Source organism: Stenotrophomonas sp. NPDC078853, assembly GCF_044901215.1.
In the GTDB taxonomy this organism is placed as follows: domain Bacteria; phylum Pseudomonadota; class Gammaproteobacteria; order Xanthomonadales; family Xanthomonadaceae; genus Stenotrophomonas; species Stenotrophomonas lacuserhaii.
Map to the genome: position 1 here is coordinate 286,356 of NZ_JBJDOQ010000003.1, position 19,674 is coordinate 306,029.

Below are 19,674 nucleotides of genomic sequence, written 5' to 3' on the forward strand. Positions count from 1 at the left end.
CGCCTCGCAACCGAACCGGGATCCCGACGGGGTCGGATTCCTTTTCCGCAGGAAAAGGGCTCTGACCCCTTCTTATTTCAGTGCAGGTTGCGGCCAGCCAGCCAGATCGCTCCCAGCGCCAGCAGGGCGGGCAGTGCCTGGATGTAGAAGATCCGCCGGTTCACCGTCCATGCGCCGTAACAGCCGGCCACCACCACGCAGACCAGGCTGAAGATGGTGATCTCGAAGTAGCGGACCAGGCCGACCAGGATGCCGGCGGCCAGGAAGCCGTTGTAGAGCCCCTGGTTGGCCGCCAGCACGCGCGTGGCCTGTGCCTTCTCCGGCGTATTGCGGAAGGTCTTCAGGCCCAGCGGGCGCGTCCACAGGAACATTTCCAGCACCAGGAAGTAGACGTGCAGCGCAGCGACCAGCAGCGTCAGTGACAACGCGATCCAGATCCAGTACATGGGCAATCCTCGAGTAAGTGCGCAGAGCTTACTTGACGATCGGCAGCCGGCGGGCGCATGCGCGGGCCCGCTAGCGGTCGCGTGGCAGTTTCTTCTCCTGGCGCAGCACGCCGAAGGCCGCCAGGGTCATCAGCGATGCCACCACGATGCCGCCAGCGAACACGATGTTCGACCCCAGCAGCGACAGGCCCTTGTGCACCCAGGTGAAGCCCAGGTCCGCACCGCGGTAGACCACGGTGTCGATGGCCGCGCCGGCCTTGTAGCGCCACTGGCGGTCCACACGGGTGTAGAGGGTCTCGCGCGCCGGCTTGAACAGCGAGAACTCGCTGGCGCGCGTCACCACCTGCACCACCGCCACCAGCAGCGGCAGCGGCGAGGCCGCCAGCACCGAGAAGCCGACGATGATGGCCAGCGCCGGGATCAACAGCGCCGGTGCCACCCCATGCCGCGACAGCAGCCAGCGCGTGAGCGTCAACTGCACCAGCAGGGTCAACGTGTTCACCGCCAGGTCCAGGTGCGAATAGAAGGCGGTGCGCGCTTCCGGATCCGGATAGGCCACGCGTACGATCGACACCTGCTGGTTGTACAGCAGCGTGCCCACGCCCACCCCGAACACCACCAGCAGCGCCAGCCAGCGCAGCAGCGGTTCGCGCACGATCAGCTTGAGGCCATCCAGCACGCTGCCCCCCATCGGCTGCTCACCGGACACCAGCTGCTGCTCACGCTCGCGCAGGATCGCCCAGTGCCGCAGCCGCCAGATGCACAGCAGGCAGATGCTGAGGAAGCCGGCCGAGACCAGCATCAGGTTGGCGATGCCCACACGCTGCACCAGCGCCCCGGTGATGACCGGGCCAAGGAACGCGCCCAGCGTTCCGGCCGCGCCGATGTAGCCGTAGTACGCCCGCGCCTGTGCATTGGAGAACACATCGGCCATGAAGCTCCAGAACACCGCCACGGCGAACAGGTTGAACACCGTCACCCAGAAGAAGAACGCCATGCCCCGGCCCGGCACGTTGCTGTCGAACATCAGGTGGAAGCCGAGCAGGGTGACGATGAAGAAGCCATACACGACCGGCATGAAGACGCGCCGCGGCTGCCGGCTCACCAGCCAGCCGTACACCGGCTGCAACACCAGCATGATCAGGAACACGCAGGTGAACAGGAACTGCAGGACGAAATCCTGCAATGGGACCCCTTGGCTGCCGAACAAGGCGATCAACGCCGGCGGGAACACTTCCTGCAGGTCTGAAGAGGACGCCATCGCCTCGCGCACCGGGCGCAGTACGTAATACCCGCTGAGCAGGCAGAAGAAATACAGGAAGGACCACCCCAGCGCGGGCGTGTCCCGCAGGGCCTGCACCAGTCCGCGCAGCGGGCCGCGTAGCAGCGGCGGCTCCAGCGGCGCGCTCACGCGTCACCCCGCACGCGCGCAGGGCGGCAGCAGCAGGACATGGGCGACTCCGGGAGGAAGGAAGCGCGTACGTTATCCAATGCACTGCAACATCACCAGCGTGCCGGTGCGGCAGGCCCGCGCAGCGCGGCGCCGGGATGGCGCCCGATCCGGCACCGAAATCCCAGTATTTTCAGCAAGATGCGCATTCATCTTCGCTTTGTTTGTGCAACGACGAAAAGCGGGGCTAGAATCGGTCACAGCAGTCGCGCTCGGGTCCCGATCAATGAACAAGAACAGCAGGCGCCGTCCGTTCCGCACGGCGGCCACCGGAATGCTGGGCATGCTGATGCCCGTCGCCCTTTCCACCACGGCGCAGACGTCCGCGCTGCCGCCGATGCCCACCAACATCGAAACCGCTGTCGCGTCGCCGGCGCATACGCATCCGGCGGCCTACCGCACCGGCCTGGCCGCCCATCCGCAGGCACCGGCGGCCGGCTTCAACGTGGCCAACATCGAATCGATGGCGCAGCAGCTCACCTATGGCGAGCGCGTGCCGGGCATGGCGGTGGCCATCGTGCAGGGCGGTCGCATCCTCAGCGCGCGCGGCTATGGCGTCACCGACGTCAACAATCCGCTGCCGGTCGATTCGCACACCGTGTTCCGCCTGGCCTCGCTGTCCAAGGCCTTCGCCGGCACCATGGCCGGGCTGCTGGTCAACGATGGCACGCTGCGCTGGGACAGCAAGGTCACCGACTACGTGCCGGGCTTCCAGCTGGCCACGCCGGAGGCCACCGACCGGCTGACCGTTGCCGACCTGCTGAGCCACCGCGTCGGCCTGCCCTACAACGCCTACGACCGCGACGTCGAAGCCAACGCCGAGTACTACACCCTGACCCAGAAGCTGGGATCCACCTCGCTGAAGTGCCTGCCCGGTGACTGCTATGCGTACCAGAACGTGGCCTACAGCCTGATCGGCGATGTGGTCTACGCCGCATCGGGCAGCTTCTACGAACAGGCCGTCGAACGGCGCCTGTTCAAGCCGCTGGGCATGGACGATGCCAGTCTCGGCCTTGCCGGCATCCAGGCCAGCTCGCGCTGGGCGCGACCGCACGTGCGCAGCCGCAATGGCTGGGTTTCGCTGAGCCCGAAGCCGACCTATTACCGGCTCGCGCCTGCGGCCGGCGTCAATGCCAGCGCCAACGACATGGCGCAGTGGCTGCTGGCCCAGACCGGCCACCGCCCGGACGTGCTGCCCGCCCCGCTGCTGGCCACCCTGCACGCTTCGCTGGTCAACACCCCGGGCGAAATGCGTTCGGGCTGGCGCCGCGAGCGCCTGCGTTCGGCGGGCTATGCCCTGGGCTGGCGCAACTTCGATTACGCCGGCCACGAAGTGGTGTTCCATGCCGGCGCGGTGCAGGGCTATCGCGGTCTGGTGGCGCTGGTCCCCGAACGCGACATGGGCATCGCCATCATGTGGAACGGCGAAAGCAGCCTGCCCAGCGGCCTGCTGCCGACCGTGCTGGATTCCGCCCTGGGCCTGCCGACCCAGCGCTGGCTGGACGTGGATACCGACTTCGGCAGCGACAGCCTGATGGCCGAAGGTGCACCTTCGCAGGACAAGCGCAAGGGCGCCTCGTCCAACCGCGCCAGCGCCTCGCCACGATAACAAAGCATAAAAAAACCCCCTCTCCGCTGGGCTGTCGGAGAGGGGGCTTCAGGTACGGCTATCGGGACGTGCTTAGATCAGCGGCGCCGGGGTTGCCGGGAGGGCCACCGGAGCGGCCTTCTTGCGGCGTGCCGGGCTCTTGCGGGCGGCCTTCTTTGCGGCCGGCTTCTTCGCAGCTGCCTTTTTCGCGGTCTTCTTCACGGCCTTCTTGGCGGTCGCTTTCTTGGCGACTTTCTTGGTGGCCTTCTTGGTCGCCTTCTTTACTGCTTTCTTGGCAGTGGCCTTCTTGGCGGTCGCTTTCTTGGCTACCTTCTTGGCGGCCTTCTTCACTGCCTTCTTGGCAGTTGCCTTCTTGGCGACCTTCTTGGCGGGCTTGCGCGCGACCTTCTTCGCTGCCTTCTTGGCAGTCGCCTTCTTGGCGACCTTCTTGACGGCCTTCTTCGCGGTCTTCTTCACTGCCTTCTTGGCAGTTGCCTTCTTGGCGACCTTGCGCGCGGTGGTCTTCTTGGCCGCCGCCTTCTTCACTGCCTTCTTGGCGGTCGCCTTCTTGGCGACCTTCTTGGCAGTGGCTTTCTTGGCGGTGGCTTTCTTGGCTACTTTCTTCGTCGCCTTCTTGGCGGCGGGCTTCTTCTTCGCAGTTGCCATGGGATGGCTCCTCGTCAGTGATGGAGTGTTGAAACGCCCAGGTAAATCGAACCCGCTGAAGCTGCTCGCGGGGCCCGCCGACGCGTCTTCCGCGTCGTGACGGTTGCTGCGATGCGCGCTTCGATCGGCGAGGCTGGCATCGCGGCAGAACGTAGCGTGCAATTGCCACGGGGAAGCTGGGCCGACTGCGCCGCGCGTCGCGGTGCAGTGGGTGTCCGGGTTGTGCTTCGCGCCTGGCGTTTGATCGGTTGCACTCGGTTTTGCAGTAAAGGTCTGCTGGGCGAAACCTAATCACGCTTTTTTGGGCTGTCAACAACCCCCCACGAAAAAATTCACGCCGCAGGTGTCCGGCGATGGCTGCTGGCGGTGCGAGCGGCGGCGTTGCCGATCACCGCTACCGGCATGCATCGACCGGCGCAACGCGCATGCGCGCATCGGCACGGCGAACGAAAGCACTTTAAACAAGCCTTATTCTGAAACAGCCGCACAACACGCGGAATGATGCGGTACTGCCGCGCGCAGCGTGGCGGTGACCATCCCACCTTCCCCAACGCTTCGCAAACGGTCACTTTTTTTTTCACACGCGGCGCCTCGAACTTTGCGACGCAAACGCGATTTTGCGCAAAACTTTTCGCCCCCGCCGCACCAGCCGCCAACCCTCGGACCTACCGACAACCTCGTCGACAACCGCATGCTCATGCCCGAGGCCAACCTCCGCTGCGCGCTGCGCGCATGAGCGAGGTGCCCGGATGCGGACAAAAAAAAAGGACCGCCAGGGGCGGTCCTTTGGTCTACCGGGGCGACGACGGATCAGTGGTCGTCGTCTTCCAGTACTTCGGCGTAGTCGTCCGGACCGAGCAGTTCCTCCAGCTCGGCAGCCAGGTCGCTCGGCTGCACGACATACAGCCAACCTTCGCCGTACGCATCTTCGTTGATGGTTTCCGGCTTGTCCGTCAGGGCCGAATTGACCTTGATGATGGTGCCGGTGACCGGGCTGTAGACATCCGACGCGGCCTTGACCGACTCGACGACCGCGATGGTTTCGCCGGCCTTGGCTTCGCCGTCCACCTCGGGCAGCTCGACATAGACCAGATCGCCGAGCAGGCCCTGGGCATGGTCGGAAATACCTACGGTGACGCTGCCGTCGGATTCGACGCGCGCCCATTCGTGGGACTTGAGGAACTTGAGGTCGCCGGGGATCTCGCTCATGGCACTGCTCCAGGAATACGGGTGTGGAAAAAACGCGGGTAGTGTAACCAACCGGCCGGCCCTGCTGGCAGGCCCCGGCCGACAAAACAGGATCAGGCGACCGGCAACACGCCGTCCTGCGCCTGGCCTTCGCGCACGAACGGGAACTTGACCACGCGCACCGGCACGGCACGGCCGCGGATGTCCACGCTCACCTCGCCCAGCTCACCTGCGGGCACGCGGGCGAACGCGATGCCCTTGGCCAGCGTCGGCGAGAACGTGCCCGACAGGATCTCGCCCTGGCCAGCGGCGGTGAGCACGGCCTGGCCATGCCGCAGCACGCCCTTCTCATCCATCACCAGGCCGATCATCTGGCGCGCATTGCCGGCGGCTTTCTGCGCTTCCAGCACGTCGCGGCCGATGAAGTCGCGGCCTTCGTCGAGCGAGACCGTCCAGGCCAGCGCGGCTTCGTACGGGGTGATCTCTTCGTCCATGTCTTGGCCGTAGAGATTCATGCCGGCTTCCAGGCGCAGCGTGTCGCGCGCGCCGAGGCCGGCCGGCTTGACGCCCGCCTGCAGCAGTTGGCTCCAGAACGCCACCACGGCGTCCTGCGGCAAGAGGATTTCGAAACCGTCTTCTCCGGTGTAGCCGGTGCGCGCCACGAACAGGGCGACACCGTCGGCCGAGGTCACATCGGTGGCCGCGAAGCGTGCCAGCTTGGCCAGGGTAGCGGCGCCAGCGGCGTCGACCAGACCGATCACCGCATCGCGCGCCTGCGGGCCCTGCACGGCCAGGATGGCCAGGTCGGGACGCTGCTGCACCGACACGCCGAACGGCAGCGCCTGTTCGGTCAGCCAGGCCAGGTCTTTTTCGCGGGTGGAGGCGTTGACCACCATGCGGAAGAAATCATCGGCCAAGTAGTAGACGATGAGGTCGTCGATCACCCCGCCACGCTCATTGAGCATGCAGGAGTACAGCGCCTTGCCGGTCACCTTCAGCTTGTCGACCGAATTGGCCAGCAGGCGACGCAGGAACGGCTTGACCTGTTCACCGCGCAGGTCGACCACGGTCATGTGGCTGACGTCGAAGACGCCCGCTTCCCGACGCACCAGATGATGTTCATCCAGCTGCGAACCGTAGTGGATGGGCATGTCCCAGCCCCCGAAATCGACCATCTTGGCGCCGAGGGCGCGGTGGGAATCGTTGAGCAGCGTCTTCTGGGTCATGACCGGTCCGGCAACAGGGAAACAAGGTCGCCATTATCCCAGATAGAGGCACAGCGCTGCGCGGGTCCACGCCATCGCATTCGCGCTGCCGCTCCCACGCTTTGCTGCGCAAACCGCGGGCCCCGCCTCACCAGCACCCAGACCCCCCGCTTCGCGACCGCCCCTGACCCAGGGGCTCCCTCCACCTGACACGCCACGGGCGCTTTGTAGCGCCGACCCATGGTCGGCGGAATGTTTCCGCCAACGGCCCGCTGCGCTCGCCGACCATGGGTCGGCGCTACCGCTTTTCCTCTTCTTTTTTACGCGGGTGGCGGCCACCGGAACCTGTCAGGGGGTCGGGCGGGGAGGCTGTGCGGGGCCTTGAGCGGCAGGAGCCGCGAAGAGCTACATGGACGTACTTGCGCGTGCCCCGCACAGCCCCACCGCCCGGCCCAAACACGTGACCCGCTCTTGGCGAGTCACCCGCGGGGGGGTCTCACCCGTTCGCTTCCACCTGCAGCACGCCATCGACCACCGCCACCACCCGCACCGGCGTCCCCGCCGCCAGCTCCGGTCCGGTCACCTGCCACGACGCATCATCGATGCTCACCCGCCCCTGCCCGGCCACGATGCCCTGCTGCAGCACCGCCACGCGGCCTACCAGCTGCTCGCTGCGGCGGTTCAACAGCGGCTTGTCGCTTTCGCGCCCGCGCGTGCGGCCCCAGCGCCGATAGGCCTGGATGGCCACCACGCTCAGCACCACGAAGGCCACCACCTGCCACAGCACCGGGATGCCGGGCACCAGCGCGGTGATCAGGAACACCGCGGCAGCGCCGATGCCGATCCACAGCATGAACGCGCCCGGCGCCATCGCTTCGGCGGCGAACAAGACCAGGGCCAGCGCCCCCCATCCGACCACTTCCCAGCGCATGTCAGTCTCCAAAGCGCGGCGGGACCGCGCGCGTGGACTTCTTCTCTTCCTGTTTGGCGAAGGCGTGCTTGGCCAGTTCGGCGACGCCTGCGATCGATCCGATAACGCCACTGGCTTCCATCGGCATCAGCACCAGTTTCTGGTTGGGCGAGGTCGCCAGCTCCTTGAAGGCCTCGACGTACTTCTGCGCGATGAAGTAGTTGATCGCCTGCACGTCGCCTTCTGCGATCGCCACCGACACCATCTGGGTCGCCTTGGCCTCGGCCTCGGCCAGGCGCTCGCGGGCTTCGGCATCGCGGAACGCTGCTTCACGTCGACCCTCCGCTTCCAGCACGGTCGCCTGTTTCTCACCGTCGGCACGCAGGATTTCCGACTGGCGCGCGCCTTCGGCTTCGAGGATCTGCGCGCGCTTTTCGCGCTCGGCCTTCATCTGCCGTGCCATCGCATCGAGCAGGTCGCGCGGCGGCTGGATGTCGCGGATCTCGATGCGGTTGACCTTCAGGCCCCAGGGATTGGTGGCCTGGTCGACCACGCTGAGCAGCTGGGCATTGATCACTTCGCGCTGGCTGAGGGATTCATCCAGGTCCATCGAACCGATCACGGTACGGATGTTGGTCTGCACCAGGGCGATCATCGCCACTTCCAGGTTGGACACTTCATACGCCGCCTTGGCCGCATCCAGCACCTGGAAGAACACCACCCCGTCCACCCGCACGGCGGCGTTGTCTTTGGTGATCACTTCCTGGCTCGGCACGTCCAGCACCTGCTCCATCATGTTCACCTTGCGACCTACCCCGTAGACGATCGGGATCAGGAAGTGCAGACCGGGCGACATGGTGTGGGTATAGCGCCCGAAGCGCTCCACCGTCCATTCGTACCCCTGCGGCACCATCCGTACGGCCTTGAACAGGATGATCACGGCCACCAGGGCCAGTACCACGGTAAAGAACATCGTCGGGAACATCGCGCTTCCTCTTCCATGAAAACCGACCTGCAGCATACCGCGCGGGGTGGGTTTGCCGCGCTGGCGGGCTTTTTGTTTGCTTGTTGCGGCGGCGGGAGAGGCTGCACGGGACACGCCGCAAGTACGTCCATGCAGGCTACTGTCCGGCTCCTGCCTCACAGTGTCCCGTGCAGCCTCTCCCGCCCCCTGCCTCAAGCCAGCAGCCCCCGCCGCTACGCTTTAAATGCGGGTCGTGGCCATGAAGCGTTCGCGGTCGTGGGCGGTGCGGCGGCGGATCTCCGCCAGCGCTTCGTTTTCAGTGGCTTCCAGCATCGCTTCGAACAGGCGCTGGAAGTGATGGCGCATCGCGTTGCGCGCTGCAACAGGATCGCGCGAGGCGAGGGCTTCGAAGATCGCCATGTGCTCGTCCGCGCGGCTGGCGCCATCGTCGTGGCAGACCCGCGAATAGACTTCGGCCACCCGCGGCAGGTCGCTGCGCATGCGCCAGATCTGCTGCACGAAGTACTCCACCACCGGATTGCCGGACAAGCGCGCGATGGTCAGGTGGAAGCGGCGGTCGAAGTCGCCTGCTTCGGCGTCGGTGAGGTCGCGGCGGCACAGCGCCTCGGCCAGCACCCGCAGTTCTGCGATGTCCGCATCGTCCAGGTTGCCGGCCGCCAGCGCGGCCGCCTCGGCCTCGAACACCGCACGCGCTGCGGTCAGGTCGAAGGCGCTTACGTCGGGGAAGCCGCCCTGCCCGTCCAGCGGGCGCGGCTTCACGTAGACCCCCGAACCGATCCGGATGGCGATCCAGCCCTGCGCTTCCAGGGCGATTTCCGCCTCGCGCACGGTCACCCGGCTCACGCCGAAGCGTTCGGCCAGTTCCCGTTCGCCAGGCAGGCGCGCGCCGGGCGGGAACTCTCCGTCCTCGATCAACTTGCGCAGTTTTGCGGCGATGGTCTGGTACAGGCGGTTGGCGGACATGGGCTGACCCTCGGTGGTTCCCTCCGGCACCGTCCCGGGCCACCGCACGCGGGGCTGGTCCGGTTGGAGCAACGGCGCGATCACCAGGATCGCGCCGTCTCGTTCAGAACTTGTATCGTACACCGAAAAATGCACGTCGCCCGTAGCTCACCACCTCGCGGAAGTTGCCATAGGAAGGCTGGTAGGCCACGCGAGGTTCATTGGTGATGTTCATCAGTTCCAGCGACAGCGACAGGTTCTTGTTCACCCGGTAGCGGGCGCGCAGGTCCACGCTGGTGTTGTCATCGTAGTACCGGTTCTGCTGCGCGGTGTTGCCGGTGAAGTCCTGGTAATACTTCGAACGGAACTTGGCGATGGCCTGGATGTTGAACGGACCGACGTCCCAGTACAACGAGCCGGACAAGACGTGCCGCGAGAACCCGCTCAGGCCGGCAGGGGAGACGATCGCGGGAATCACGCTGCCATCGCTGGCGAGCTGCTCGCCCAGGCGCGAATCCTGGGTTTCGTAGTCCGAATCGGCGTAGTTGTAGCTGACCTTGAAGCCCATCCCGTCAAACGGCTGTGGCAGATAGGAGAAGCGATGGGTGGCACTGAGCTCCATGCCGGTCAGCGTGCTGTCCTCATCGGTGGTGACCTGCTGGCGCACCGGCACCGTCACCGACTGGCCGTTGAGGGTGTAGGTCTCATCGACCAGCGCGGTCGCCGTACCCCCGTTGAACTGCTTCCAGTAGACGGCGGCGGCCAGCAGCGTGTCCGGGTTCGGATACCACTCCAGCGAAAGATCACCGTTCCAGCTCATCAGCGGCTGCGCGGCCGGGTTGCCGCTGGCACTGATGTCGTCCAGCGCATCGGCCAGGTTGCCGAAGCTGGCATCCCCGTTGACGTTGATGGTGCGGCCGGCGCCGAGGGCGGAGATGTCCGGCCGCGACATGGCGCGGTAGCCCGCCACGCGCAGCAGCAGGTCATCCCGCAGTTCGAAGGAGGCGTTGACGCTGGGCAGCAGCTTGTCGTTGCCGGCCTTGAAGGTCTGGGTGGTGAAGTCACCGGTCGGCTGCAGGCGGATGGTGCCATCGCCGTTGTCCACCACGGTCAGGCCGGTGCGCACGCCTTCCGAACGCACGTCGGTCTTCACCCAGCGCACGCCGAGGTTGCCGGTCACCGGCAGGCCGAACCATTCACTGGCGAACTCGCCCAGCAGGTACAGCGAACGGGTCTTCTCGGTGATGTCCACGTTGTTGGGATCCTGCATCGACGGGTCGAGCAGGCTGTCGCTGGTGCCGCGGAAGGACTGGTACAGGCACATCGGGTCGAAGTAGGCCCACTCGGAGATCGTGTTGCCGCTGGCGGCATCCATGAAGTCTTTCTGCGGGAAGGCGGTACGGCAGCCGCGGTTGGCGGCGATGATCGAGGCTTTGTCACCGGCAATGCGCTGGTCGTAATCGGTGACCAGCGTGTTGTCGCGCAGCGTGTAATCGGCCTGGCTGGCATGCAATCCGCCCTTGATCCGGGTGAAGAATCCGTCCTCCGGCATGAAGCTGGCATCGAAGCGGCCCGCGCGGATCTGATGGTCGTTCTCGGTCTCGCTGGAGGTCACGCGCGCCGCGCCGGTGTAGGCATCCCAGTTGCCCGGGTCGAAGGCGGGATCGAGGTAGACGCTCGGCACCTCGCCCTGCCATGCCCAGTCATAGTTCACATAACCGGTGGTGCCGCTGCTGATGCCGGGCACGATCGCATTGGCGGTGTCGCGCTGGTTGGCGCGCAGGCGGGTGGCGCGCTCGTTGTCGACGCGCCGGGTATGCGAATACGAAAGATCGGTGGACAGTTCCCAGGCCGGGCTGGGGCGCACGATCAGGTTGAGGCCGCCACCGGTGTACTCCTCGTTGCGCCAATAGCGGTTGGAGGTCGAATCGATCGAGGTGCTGCCGGACAGTGCGCGCACCACGCCGTTGTCGTCCACCTGGCGGTCCACGATGCCACGACGGGTATTGGAAAGGCTCAGGTCGCTGCGGTTTTCATACCAGTTGCGGTCGGTATGTTCCACATCGACATTGACCTCGACCACATCATTGGGCCGCCACTGCACTGCGGCGAACTCGCTCTGGCGGTCGTTGCGCTCCTGCTTCAGGCGGTAGATCCGGCTGCTGGGCACCAGGTAGTAAGGCGTGCCGGCCGCGATCGCGGCAGCCCCCGGCTCGGTGCAGTTGGCGTTGGCGACATTGACCCGCCCGTCGCAGGCGTACCAGGTGGAGCCGCTGGTGATGCTCTCTTCCGGATCAGACCCTTCCAGGCGTTGGATGCCCAGCGAGACGCCGAGCTTGCCGCCGTTGCTGAATTCGAACTGGTCGATGTAGCTGGCCGTGCCGCGGTAGCCGATGCCATCGTCGTCCTTGTACTTCTTGTCGTACTCCGCCCAGCTGCCGCGCAGGTCCATCTGCACCGAGCGCTTGCCGTATTCCAGCGGTTTCACCGTCTCCAGACCGATCGTGCCGGCCACGCCGCCTTCGATGATGTCGGCGCGCTGGGTCTTGTAGATCGCCACGGTATTGATCAGTTCGGCCGGGAACATGTTGAAGTTCACCGAACGATCGCCACTGCCGTTGGTGATCTCGCGGCCGTTGAAATTGGTGCTGCTCAGGAACGCACCCAGGCCACGGATCGAGATTTCCGAGGCGCCGGTCTTGTCGCGGGTGGACGCCGCGCCGGTCAGCGTCTCGATGGCGTCGGCCAGCGACGGCGCCGGCAGGTCACCGATGTCTTCAGCCGACAGCACATCGGAAATGACCGTGTCGTCGCGCTTTTTGTTGATCGAGCTCTGCATCGATTCGCGGATCCCGGTCACCTGCACCTGGTCCAGCGTGGTGGCCGCGCCGGTGGCTGGCGGATCGGCCTGCTGGGCCATGGCAGGCGCCGCAGCGAAAAGCGCTGCCAGCAGGGCGGCCGCCAGCGGATGTGGATGGAACGGTGAAACGGGCAGTTCAGTACGACGCATGATGTCCTCCTCCCAAAGGATGTCCCGCACAGCGGGCATGGGGCGCACTTTCGACATGCGGACACACAAATGTCAACCAATTGGACTGATTCTTTCGTCTTACCACTGCTATAGGCCAATTTGCAGCTAAAAGATGTGCTGTTGCAGCATGACTTGGCGATGTTCTTGCCCTACTTTGCATCCCAACTGGACTAGCAATACGGCTTACAATCATCTCCTGCCTCGCAGGCCACGCTTCGGAGGGAACACCATGCAGTGTCCGTCACGCCATCTGACCGCCGCCCTGTTGCTGGCGCTGGGCATTCCGTTCGCGTCGCCCGCCGAGGCGGCAAGCTACCTGGTGCACGACGCCGGCGAATACACCGCCGCCTCCGCCAATCTGCAGCCAGGCGATGAGATCGTGCTGGCCAACGGCACCTGGAACAACACACGCCTGCTGCTGAAAGGCAACGGCACCGCGGCCGCGCCGATCACCCTGCGCGCGCAGTCGCCCGGCCAGGTGGTGCTCACCGGGCAGTCGGACCTGCGCCTGGCCGGCCAGCACCTGCATGTGGCCAACCTGGTGTTCCGCAACGGCTACAGCCCCAGCGATGCAGTGGTGGCGTTCCGCGAATCCAGCAAGGCAGTGGCGCGCAACAGCCGGGTCACCGGGCTGGTGATCGATGACTACAGCAATCCGGACCCGGCCGACCAGGACCAGTGGGTGATGCTCTATGGCGCATTCAACCGGCTGGACCACAGCCAGCTGCGCGGCAAGACCAACGCCGGCCCTACGGTGGTGGTGGTGCGTGATGCCACCCAGGGTCTGGACAACCAGCATCGCATCGACCACAACTGGTTCGGCCCGCGGCCGGCGCTGGGTGTCAACGGTGGCGAAACACTCCGCGTCGGCACCAGCGACACCTCGCTCAGCGATTCCAACAGCACCGTCGAAGCCAACTGGTTCGAAGGCTGCGATGGCGAAACCGAGATCATTTCCAACAAGTCCGGCGGCAACACGTACCGCGGCAACGTGTTCTACCGCTCGGCCGGGTCGCTGACGCTGCGCCATGGCAACGGCAACCGCGTGCTGGACAACGTCTTCCTGGGTGATGGCAAGGCTGGCACCGGCGGCGTACGCGTGATCAACGCGCAGCAGCAGGTCAGCAACAATTATTTCCAGGCGCTGGCCGGCAGCAGCAACCGCGCCGGCCTGGCGGTGATGTACGGCCAGGCCAACGCCGCGCTGTCGGGCTACTCGCCGGTGGTGGATGCCCTGATCGAGCGCAACACCTTCGTCGACGTGGCCAAGGTCAGCTTCGGCGTGGGCTACAACGCGGCCAGCGCGATGGTGGTGCCGCCCAGCAGCAGCCAGTTCCGCGCCAACCTGATCGTCAACCGCACCGGTGCCAATCCGGTGACGGTCGATGGCAGCCTGGCCGGCGTGGCCTTCAGCGGCAATGTGCAGTCGCCGCTTGCCTCCACCGCGCTGCCGGGCGGCGTGGACAGCATGACCGTGACGCTGGTGCAGGCACCGAACGGACTGTGGTCGCCCTCGCCCGCGCTGGCCGACGTGGGCGCGGCAACCAACCTGGCGGTGATACCGCGCGCCGATACCGGAGTCACCTGGTATCCCAAACAAGGGGAATGGACGGATGCGGCCGCTGTCGGCCACCGTCTGTCCGCCAACGGAGCTGATCGATGAAACACACCTGCCTGTCGCTTGCCCTCGCCGTGGCTACCGCTACCGCAACCCTGTCCCTGCTGCCCGCCTCGGCTGCCTTCGCCGCGGCTCCCGCAGCGGCGGAAAGCAGCACGGCCCCGGTGCTGGTGACCGCTGCGCAATGGCAGCAGATGGCCAGCGATGGTGCGCGCTATCCGTGGTTCGCCAAGGAGCAGGCGCGCAACAAGGCGATGCTGGAAAAAATGATGAAGGCCGGCATCGACGTGCCCTTCCCCAAGGACAAGGGCGGCGGCCGCACCCACGAACAGCACAAGCGCAACTACCAGGCGCTGCTGGCTGCTGGCACGCTGTACCGCCTCACCGGTGACACCGCCTACGTGGACTACGCGCGGCGCATGCTGCTGGAGTACGCCACGCTGTACCCGACGCTGGGCCCGCATCCGGAAGGCCGCGGGCAGATCCCGGGGCGGGTGTTCTGGCAGGTGCTGAACGACTCGGTGTGGCTGGTCAATGCGGTGCAGGGCTACGACGCGATCCGCGACGCACTGCCGGCCAAGGACCGCCAGACCATCGATGACAACGTGTTCCGTCCGATGGCTGAATTCCTCGCCAGTGAGCCGAAGAACTTCGACCAGATCCACAACCATTCCACCTGGGCGGTCGCGGCCACCGGCATGACCGGCTATGTGCTGCGCGACCAGGAGCTGGTGGAAAAGTCGTTGCGCGGCAGCCGCAAAGACGATGAATTCGGCTTCCTGCGCCAGGTCGATCTGTTGTTCTCGCCGGACGGCTACTACGAAGAAGGCCCCTACTACCAGCGTTATGCGCTGGCGCCGTTCCTGCTGTTCGCCAATGCCATCGAACGCAACGAGCCGCAACGCCGCATCTTCGAGCGCCGCGACGGCGTGCTGCTGAAGGCGGTCGACGTGCTGGTGCAGAGCAGCTACGACGGCCTGTTCTTCCCGATCAACGATGCGATCCTGGACAAGGGCGTGGACACCGAGGAACTGGTGGCCGGCATTGGTATCGCCTACTCCCGCAGCGGCGATGACCGGCTGCTGTCCGTCGCCGAACAGCAGGGACGGCTGCTGTTGACCCCGGAAGGGCTGAAGGTGGCGCAGGGCCTGGCCGCCGGCAAGGCCAAGCCGTTCGATTACACCCCGATGCTGCTGCGCGATGGCCCGGACGGTGACAAAGGTGGCCTGGCGATCCTGCGCATGGGCGGTGAACGCGGCCAGGCGCTGGTACAGAAAGACACCATGCAGGGCATGGGCCACGGCCACTTCGACAAGCTCAACTGGCTGTTCTATGACAACGGGCAGCGAGTGGTAACCGATTACGGCTCGGCCCGCTTCCTCAACGTGGAAGCCAAGCGCGGTGGCATCTACCTGGCCGAGAACCGCAGCTGGGCCAAGCAGACCATCGCCCACAACACGCTGGTGGTGGACGAGAAGAGCCACTTCAACGGCGACTGGAAGGTCGGCGAGGAACATGCGCCGACGGTGCGCTTCTTCGAGGCCGGCAAGGATACCCAGGTCGCTTCGGCGACGATGCGCGATGCATATCCCGGCGTGGTGTTCACCCGTACCCAGGCCCTGCTGAAGCATCCGGAGCTGGGCCTGCCGGTGGTGCTGGACCTGCTCCAGGTGAGTGCGGACAAGGCAGCGCGCTTCGACCTGCCGCTGCACTTCAACGGCCACATCGTCAGCACCGGATTCCAGGCCGAACGCTTCGTGGACCAGCGCCCGGTGCTGGGCAGGGAAAACGGCTACCAGCACCTGTGGCTGGATGCGCGCAGCCAGGCCGGCAGCGATCCGCGCACGCTTGCGTGGCTGCTCGACGGGCGCTTCTACAGTTACCGCTTCGGCAGCAGCGCGCCTTCCCAGGCCCTGCTGGTGGAGAGTGGTGCCAATGATCCCGAGTTCAACCTGCGCCGCGAACCGGCACTGGTGCAGCGCGTGGACGGGCAGCGCGCGGTGAGCTTCTTCAGCGTGCTGGAGCCGCATGGCGAGTACAACGGCACCGCCGAGTACGTGCACGGTGCCGACAGCCAGATCCGCGACCTGAAGCGCGCACGCGGCAGCGATGCGGAGCTGGTCGAGGTCACCCTGGCCAGCGGCGCGCGCCTTGCGCTGGGCGTGGCCGATGACAGCAGCGCCGATGTCGAACACACCGTCAGCGTGGAGGGGCGCAGCTACCGCTGGCGCGGCAGCCATGCGCGGATCGACCGCGCGGCCGGCAAAGGGGATGCACGATGAAGGGGCCGGCCGCCATCGACACGTTGCGCAAGGTGCCGGTGCGCTCGGCGGTGCGCTGGCTGATCGTCGGCCTGATCGCGGTCGCCACGGTGATCAACTACATCGACCGCAATGCGCTGGCGGTGATGTGGCCGGAGATCGCCCGCGAGGTCGGCGCGACCAAGGATGACTACGCCTTGCTGGTCACCGTGTTCATGCTGTTCTACGCAGCGGGCCAGTTCCTGTTCGGACGACTGTTCGACCTGATCGGCACCCGGATGGGCTTCGCCCTGTCCATCAGCGTGTGGTCGATCTCCATCGCGCTGCATGCGGTCACCCATTCGATCCTGTCCTTCAGCCTGGTGCGGGCGATGCTCGGGGTGAGCGAAGCAGGCGCCTGGCCGGGCGCGGTGAAGGCCAATGCCGAATGGTTCCCCGCACGCGAGCGTGCGTTGGCACAGGGCGTGTTCAATGCCGGTGCCTCGATCGGTGCGATCGTGTCGGCGCCGGCGATCGCCGCCTTGTACCTGTGGCTGGGCTGGCGCGGCACCTTCGTGGTGATCGGTGCGATGGGGTTCCTGTGGTTGCTGCCGTGGCTGTTCGTCTACCGCGCCGGGCCGGACAAGCATCCGTGGGTCAGCGACGCCGAGCGCAGGCTGATCATGCAGGACCAGGCCGGAGCGGCCGACCCGGCTGCACCGCGGCGCAGCGTGCGCGAACTGCTGGCGCACCGGCAGAGCTGGGGCATGCTGGCCTGCCGCTTCCTGCTGGACCCGATCTGGTGGCTGTTCGTGTCCTGGCTGCCGATCTACCTGGCCGAAACCTTCGGCTTTGACATCAAGCAGATCGGCCTGTTCGCCTGGGTCCCGTTCGTCGGCGCGATGCTCGGCAGCCTGACCGGTGGCTGGTTGTCCGGCCGGCTGATCCGCGCCGGCCACAGCGTGGACCGCGCACGCAAATGGTCGATCACCCTCGGCTGCGTGGTAATGGCCCCTGCCCTGCTCGGGGCGGTGCTGGCGGCCGAGCCGCTGACCGCCGTGCTGACCATCGCTGCGGTGCTGTTCGGCTTCCAGGTGGCGATCGGCAACATCCAGACGCTGCCGGGTGACCTGTTCGGCGGACGCTCGGTCGGCACCCTGGCCGGCCTGGGTGGCCTCGCCGCCGTGGCCGGCACGCTGATCACCACCTGGCTGGTGCCGGTGCTGACGCGTGAATCGTACGCGCCGATGTTCATGCTGGTGGCGGCCCTGGTGCCGCTCTCGCTTATCGCGTTGTGGTGGATCACCGGTACGGTGCGCCGCCTCGATGCCCCTTCGTCGGATTCCTGAGCGCATGCCTGCGCTCCCTTTTTTCCCCCCTCACGTAAACAAGGAGTTTCACCCCATGTCATTCCAGGACAAGGTGGCCATCGTCACCGGTGGCGGCCGCGATATCGGTCGCGACATTTCGATCAAGCTGGCCGCTGCCGGCGCCCGCGTGTGCATCAACTATGCCAACGATGAAGCCAGTGCACGGCAGACCCTGGAGCTGATCCAGGCCGCCGGTGGCCAGGCCATCGTGCATCGCGCCGACGTCACCGATCCGGCCGCGGTTGCCGGCCTGGTCGCTGCGGCGCAGGCCGCCTTCGGCCCCCGCATCGACGTGCTGGTCAACGTGGCCGGCGGCATGGTGGAGCGTCGCCCGCTGGCCGACATCGATCCGGCGTTCTTCCACAAGGTGATCGACCTCAACCTGACCTCGACCTACCTGACCACCCACGCGGTCGTTCCGCACATGGGCGAAGGCGCGGCGATCGTCAACTTCGCCTCGCAGGCCGGACGTGACGGCGGCGGCCCGGGCGCGGCGATCTACGCCACGGCCAAGGCCGGCGTGATGACCTTCACCCGTGCGATGGCCAAGGAACTCGGTCCGAAGGGAATCCGGGTCAACGCCCTGTGCTGCGGCATGATCGCCACCCGCTTCCACGATGAGTTCACCAAGCCGGAAGTGCGCACCGCGGTGGCCGCCGGTACGCCGCTGCGTCGCCAGGGCCGGCCGGCAGAGGCGGCCGACGTGGCGGTCTACCTGGCCTCGGACGCGGCAGCCTTCATGACCGGTGCCAACGTCGACGTCAACGGCGGTACGTTCTTCTCCTGACCGGAGTTTTGCCATGCTGCGCTGGATCACTGCTGTTTCGTTTGCCGTTGGTTCGGCGCTCTCCGCATCGGCTGCCCCTGCGCAGCCGGTGTGGGTCACCGCATGGACCGCCTCGCCCGCGCCGGATCGCCTGGATGGCACGCCGCAGGCCCCCATGCAGTTCGCCGCACAGACCGTGCGCCAGGACATCCGGCTGGGCAGCCGCGCCGATGCGTTGCGGCTGCGCATCAGCAATGAACTCGGGGTTGCCCCGCTGCGGTTGCAGGACGTGACCGTGCAGGGGCCTTCCGGCACTGCGCTGCCGGTCACCGTGGCCGGACGCGCGCTCATCGAAGTGCCGGTTGGGGCGGCGCTTTTGACTGACGCGGTACCGCTGCAGGCGGCCGCCCTGGATGAAATCCGCATCACCGGTTACTTCCCGCAGGCGACCCGGCCTGCGGTCCGTCGCACCACCGTGCGGGTCGTCGATGGCCGTCATCCGACCATCGCCGATTCGGTGGCGGTGTCCTACCGGCAGAATGTGTTCTCCGCGGTGCTGGTGCAGCGCGCGGATCGGCCGTCGGTGATCGTGGCGCTCGGCGACTCCATCACCGAAGGCGCCACCGCCCAGCGCGGCTCGTACAACCAGTGGCCCGAACGGCTGGCGGTGCGGTTGCAGCGCGCTTGCCCGGACCGCTTCGTGGTGCTCAACCAGGGCATCAGTGGCAACAAACTGCTCGACCACGGCCGCAGCCACAGCGCGCTGTCGCGGCTGGATCGCGATGTGATCGCCACCGCCGATGCCGACCAGGTGATCGTGTTCGAAGGGATCAACGATATCCGCCATGGCGGTGGGCCGGCACCACTGCCCGGCCGCAACGCCGCAGACATGCAGGCCGGCTACCGGCAGATCGCCGACCGCGTGCACCTGCACGGCGGGCGTGCGTTCATCGGCACGCTGACCCCGTTCGGTGGCTCGGAGCGCTACGAACCTGTTTCAGCTGCCACGCGCACGGCGATCAATGCCTGGGCGCGCGGGCCGCAGAGTGGCTATGACGGCGTCGTGGATTTCGATGCAGCGCTGCGTGACCCGGCGGTGCCGGAATCGCTGCCGGGCGGCATCACGCGCGATCACCTGCATCCGAACGATGAAGGCTATGCACGCATGGCCGATGCGATCGACCTTGGGATGCTGGGCTGCCGGAAGCCCTGATCGTCCTGGCCGGTGGGTGGATGACGAATGCTCCGGTGGGAGGATGACGAATGCTC

Annotated in this window: 15 protein-coding genes; 6 read left to right on the forward strand and 9 right to left on the reverse strand. The window is 66.3% G+C overall.

Annotated elements, in window-relative coordinates; all coding sequences use genetic code 11:
• Positions 1 to 77: 77 nt before the first annotated feature.
• Complete coding sequence (locus ACI2JH_RS05130) at positions 78 to 446, reverse strand: DUF1304 domain-containing protein (RefSeq protein ID WP_182656831.1); 369 nt, start codon at positions 444 to 446, stop codon at positions 78 to 80.
• Positions 447 to 516: 70 nt separating this feature from the next.
• Complete coding sequence (locus ACI2JH_RS05135) at positions 517 to 1,857, reverse strand: NTP/NDP exchange transporter (RefSeq protein WP_404735600.1); 1,341 nt, start codon at positions 1,855 to 1,857, stop codon at positions 517 to 519.
• Between the two features lie 265 nt (positions 1,858 to 2,122).
• Here ACI2JH_RS05135 and ACI2JH_RS05140 point away from each other — a divergent pair, with 265 nt between their 5' ends.
• The gene (locus ACI2JH_RS05140) at positions 2,123 to 3,505 is read left to right on the forward strand and encodes a serine hydrolase (RefSeq protein WP_182656832.1); all 1,383 of its coding nucleotides are present in this window, start codon (positions 2,123 to 2,125) and stop codon (positions 3,503 to 3,505) included.
• Positions 3,506 to 3,577: 72 nt separating this feature from the next.
• On the opposite strand, the gene ACI2JH_RS05145 is transcribed toward ACI2JH_RS05140, so the two are convergent.
• The 7 genes from ACI2JH_RS05145 to ACI2JH_RS05175 form a co-directional block, all read right to left on the reverse strand.
• Positions 3,578 to 4,150, reverse strand: a complete 573-nt coding sequence (locus ACI2JH_RS05145) for a hypothetical protein (protein ID WP_182656833.1) — start codon at positions 4,148 to 4,150, stop codon at positions 3,578 to 3,580.
• Between the two features lie 810 nt (positions 4,151 to 4,960).
• Positions 4,961 to 5,359, reverse strand: coding sequence for a glycine cleavage system protein GcvH (gene gcvH / locus ACI2JH_RS05150; protein WP_182656834.1), 399 nt, complete (start codon positions 5,357 to 5,359; stop codon positions 4,961 to 4,963).
• Between the two features lie 92 nt (positions 5,360 to 5,451).
• Entirely contained in the window at positions 5,452 to 6,564 is a 1,113-nt protein-coding gene (gene gcvT / locus ACI2JH_RS05155) for a glycine cleavage system aminomethyltransferase GcvT (protein WP_182656835.1), read from the reverse strand.
• A 475-nt stretch (positions 6,565 to 7,039) separates the two neighbouring features.
• The gene (locus ACI2JH_RS05160) at positions 7,040 to 7,474 is read right to left on the reverse strand and encodes an NfeD family protein (RefSeq protein ID WP_182656836.1); all 435 of its coding nucleotides are present in this window, start codon (positions 7,472 to 7,474) and stop codon (positions 7,040 to 7,042) included.
• Between the two features lies 1 nt (position 7,475).
• The gene (locus ACI2JH_RS05165) at positions 7,476 to 8,438 is read right to left on the reverse strand and encodes an SPFH domain-containing protein (protein ID WP_042615026.1); all 963 of its coding nucleotides are present in this window, start codon (positions 8,436 to 8,438) and stop codon (positions 7,476 to 7,478) included.
• A 219-nt stretch (positions 8,439 to 8,657) separates the two neighbouring features.
• Positions 8,658 to 9,401, reverse strand: a complete 744-nt coding sequence (locus ACI2JH_RS05170) for a FadR/GntR family transcriptional regulator (RefSeq protein ID WP_042615027.1) — start codon at positions 9,399 to 9,401, stop codon at positions 8,658 to 8,660.
• A 103-nt stretch (positions 9,402 to 9,504) separates the two neighbouring features.
• Positions 9,505 to 12,390: a TonB-dependent receptor gene (locus tag ACI2JH_RS05175; protein WP_404735601.1), complete on the reverse strand. Its 2,886-nt coding sequence runs from the start codon at positions 12,388 to 12,390 to the stop codon at positions 9,505 to 9,507.
• A gap of 250 nt (positions 12,391 to 12,640) precedes the next feature.
• On the opposite strand from ACI2JH_RS05175, the gene ACI2JH_RS05180 reads away from it, so the two are divergent.
• From ACI2JH_RS05180 to ACI2JH_RS05200, 5 genes are read left to right on the forward strand one after another with little or no spacing between them, the layout of a single operon-like run.
• Positions 12,641 to 14,074: a polysaccharide lyase 6 family protein gene (locus ACI2JH_RS05180; RefSeq protein ID WP_182656837.1), complete on the forward strand. Its 1,434-nt coding sequence runs from the start codon at positions 12,641 to 12,643 to the stop codon at positions 14,072 to 14,074.
• A complete protein-coding gene (locus ACI2JH_RS05185; RefSeq protein ID WP_404735602.1) occupies positions 14,071 to 16,311 on the forward strand; it encodes an oligoalginate lyase in 2,241 nt (746 codons plus the stop codon). Before ACI2JH_RS05180 ends, ACI2JH_RS05185 begins: the two co-directional genes overlap by 4 nt.
• On the forward strand, positions 16,308 to 17,618 hold the full coding sequence (locus tag ACI2JH_RS05190; RefSeq protein ID WP_042615031.1) for an MFS transporter: 1,311 nt from the start codon (positions 16,308 to 16,310) through the stop codon (positions 17,616 to 17,618). The genes ACI2JH_RS05185 and ACI2JH_RS05190 overlap by 4 nt, the downstream gene beginning before the upstream one ends.
• 55 nt (positions 17,619 to 17,673) lie before the next feature.
• On the forward strand, positions 17,674 to 18,426 hold the full coding sequence (locus ACI2JH_RS05195) for an SDR family NAD(P)-dependent oxidoreductase (RefSeq protein ID WP_182656839.1): 753 nt from the start codon (positions 17,674 to 17,676) through the stop codon (positions 18,424 to 18,426).
• Positions 18,427 to 18,439: 13 nt separating this feature from the next.
• Positions 18,440 to 19,618 carry a GDSL-type esterase/lipase family protein gene (locus ACI2JH_RS05200; RefSeq protein WP_182656840.1) on the forward strand — a complete coding sequence of 393 codons (1,179 nt, stop codon included), beginning with the start codon at positions 18,440 to 18,442 and terminating at the stop codon, positions 19,616 to 19,618.
• The last annotated feature ends 56 nt before the right edge of the window (positions 19,619 to 19,674 follow it).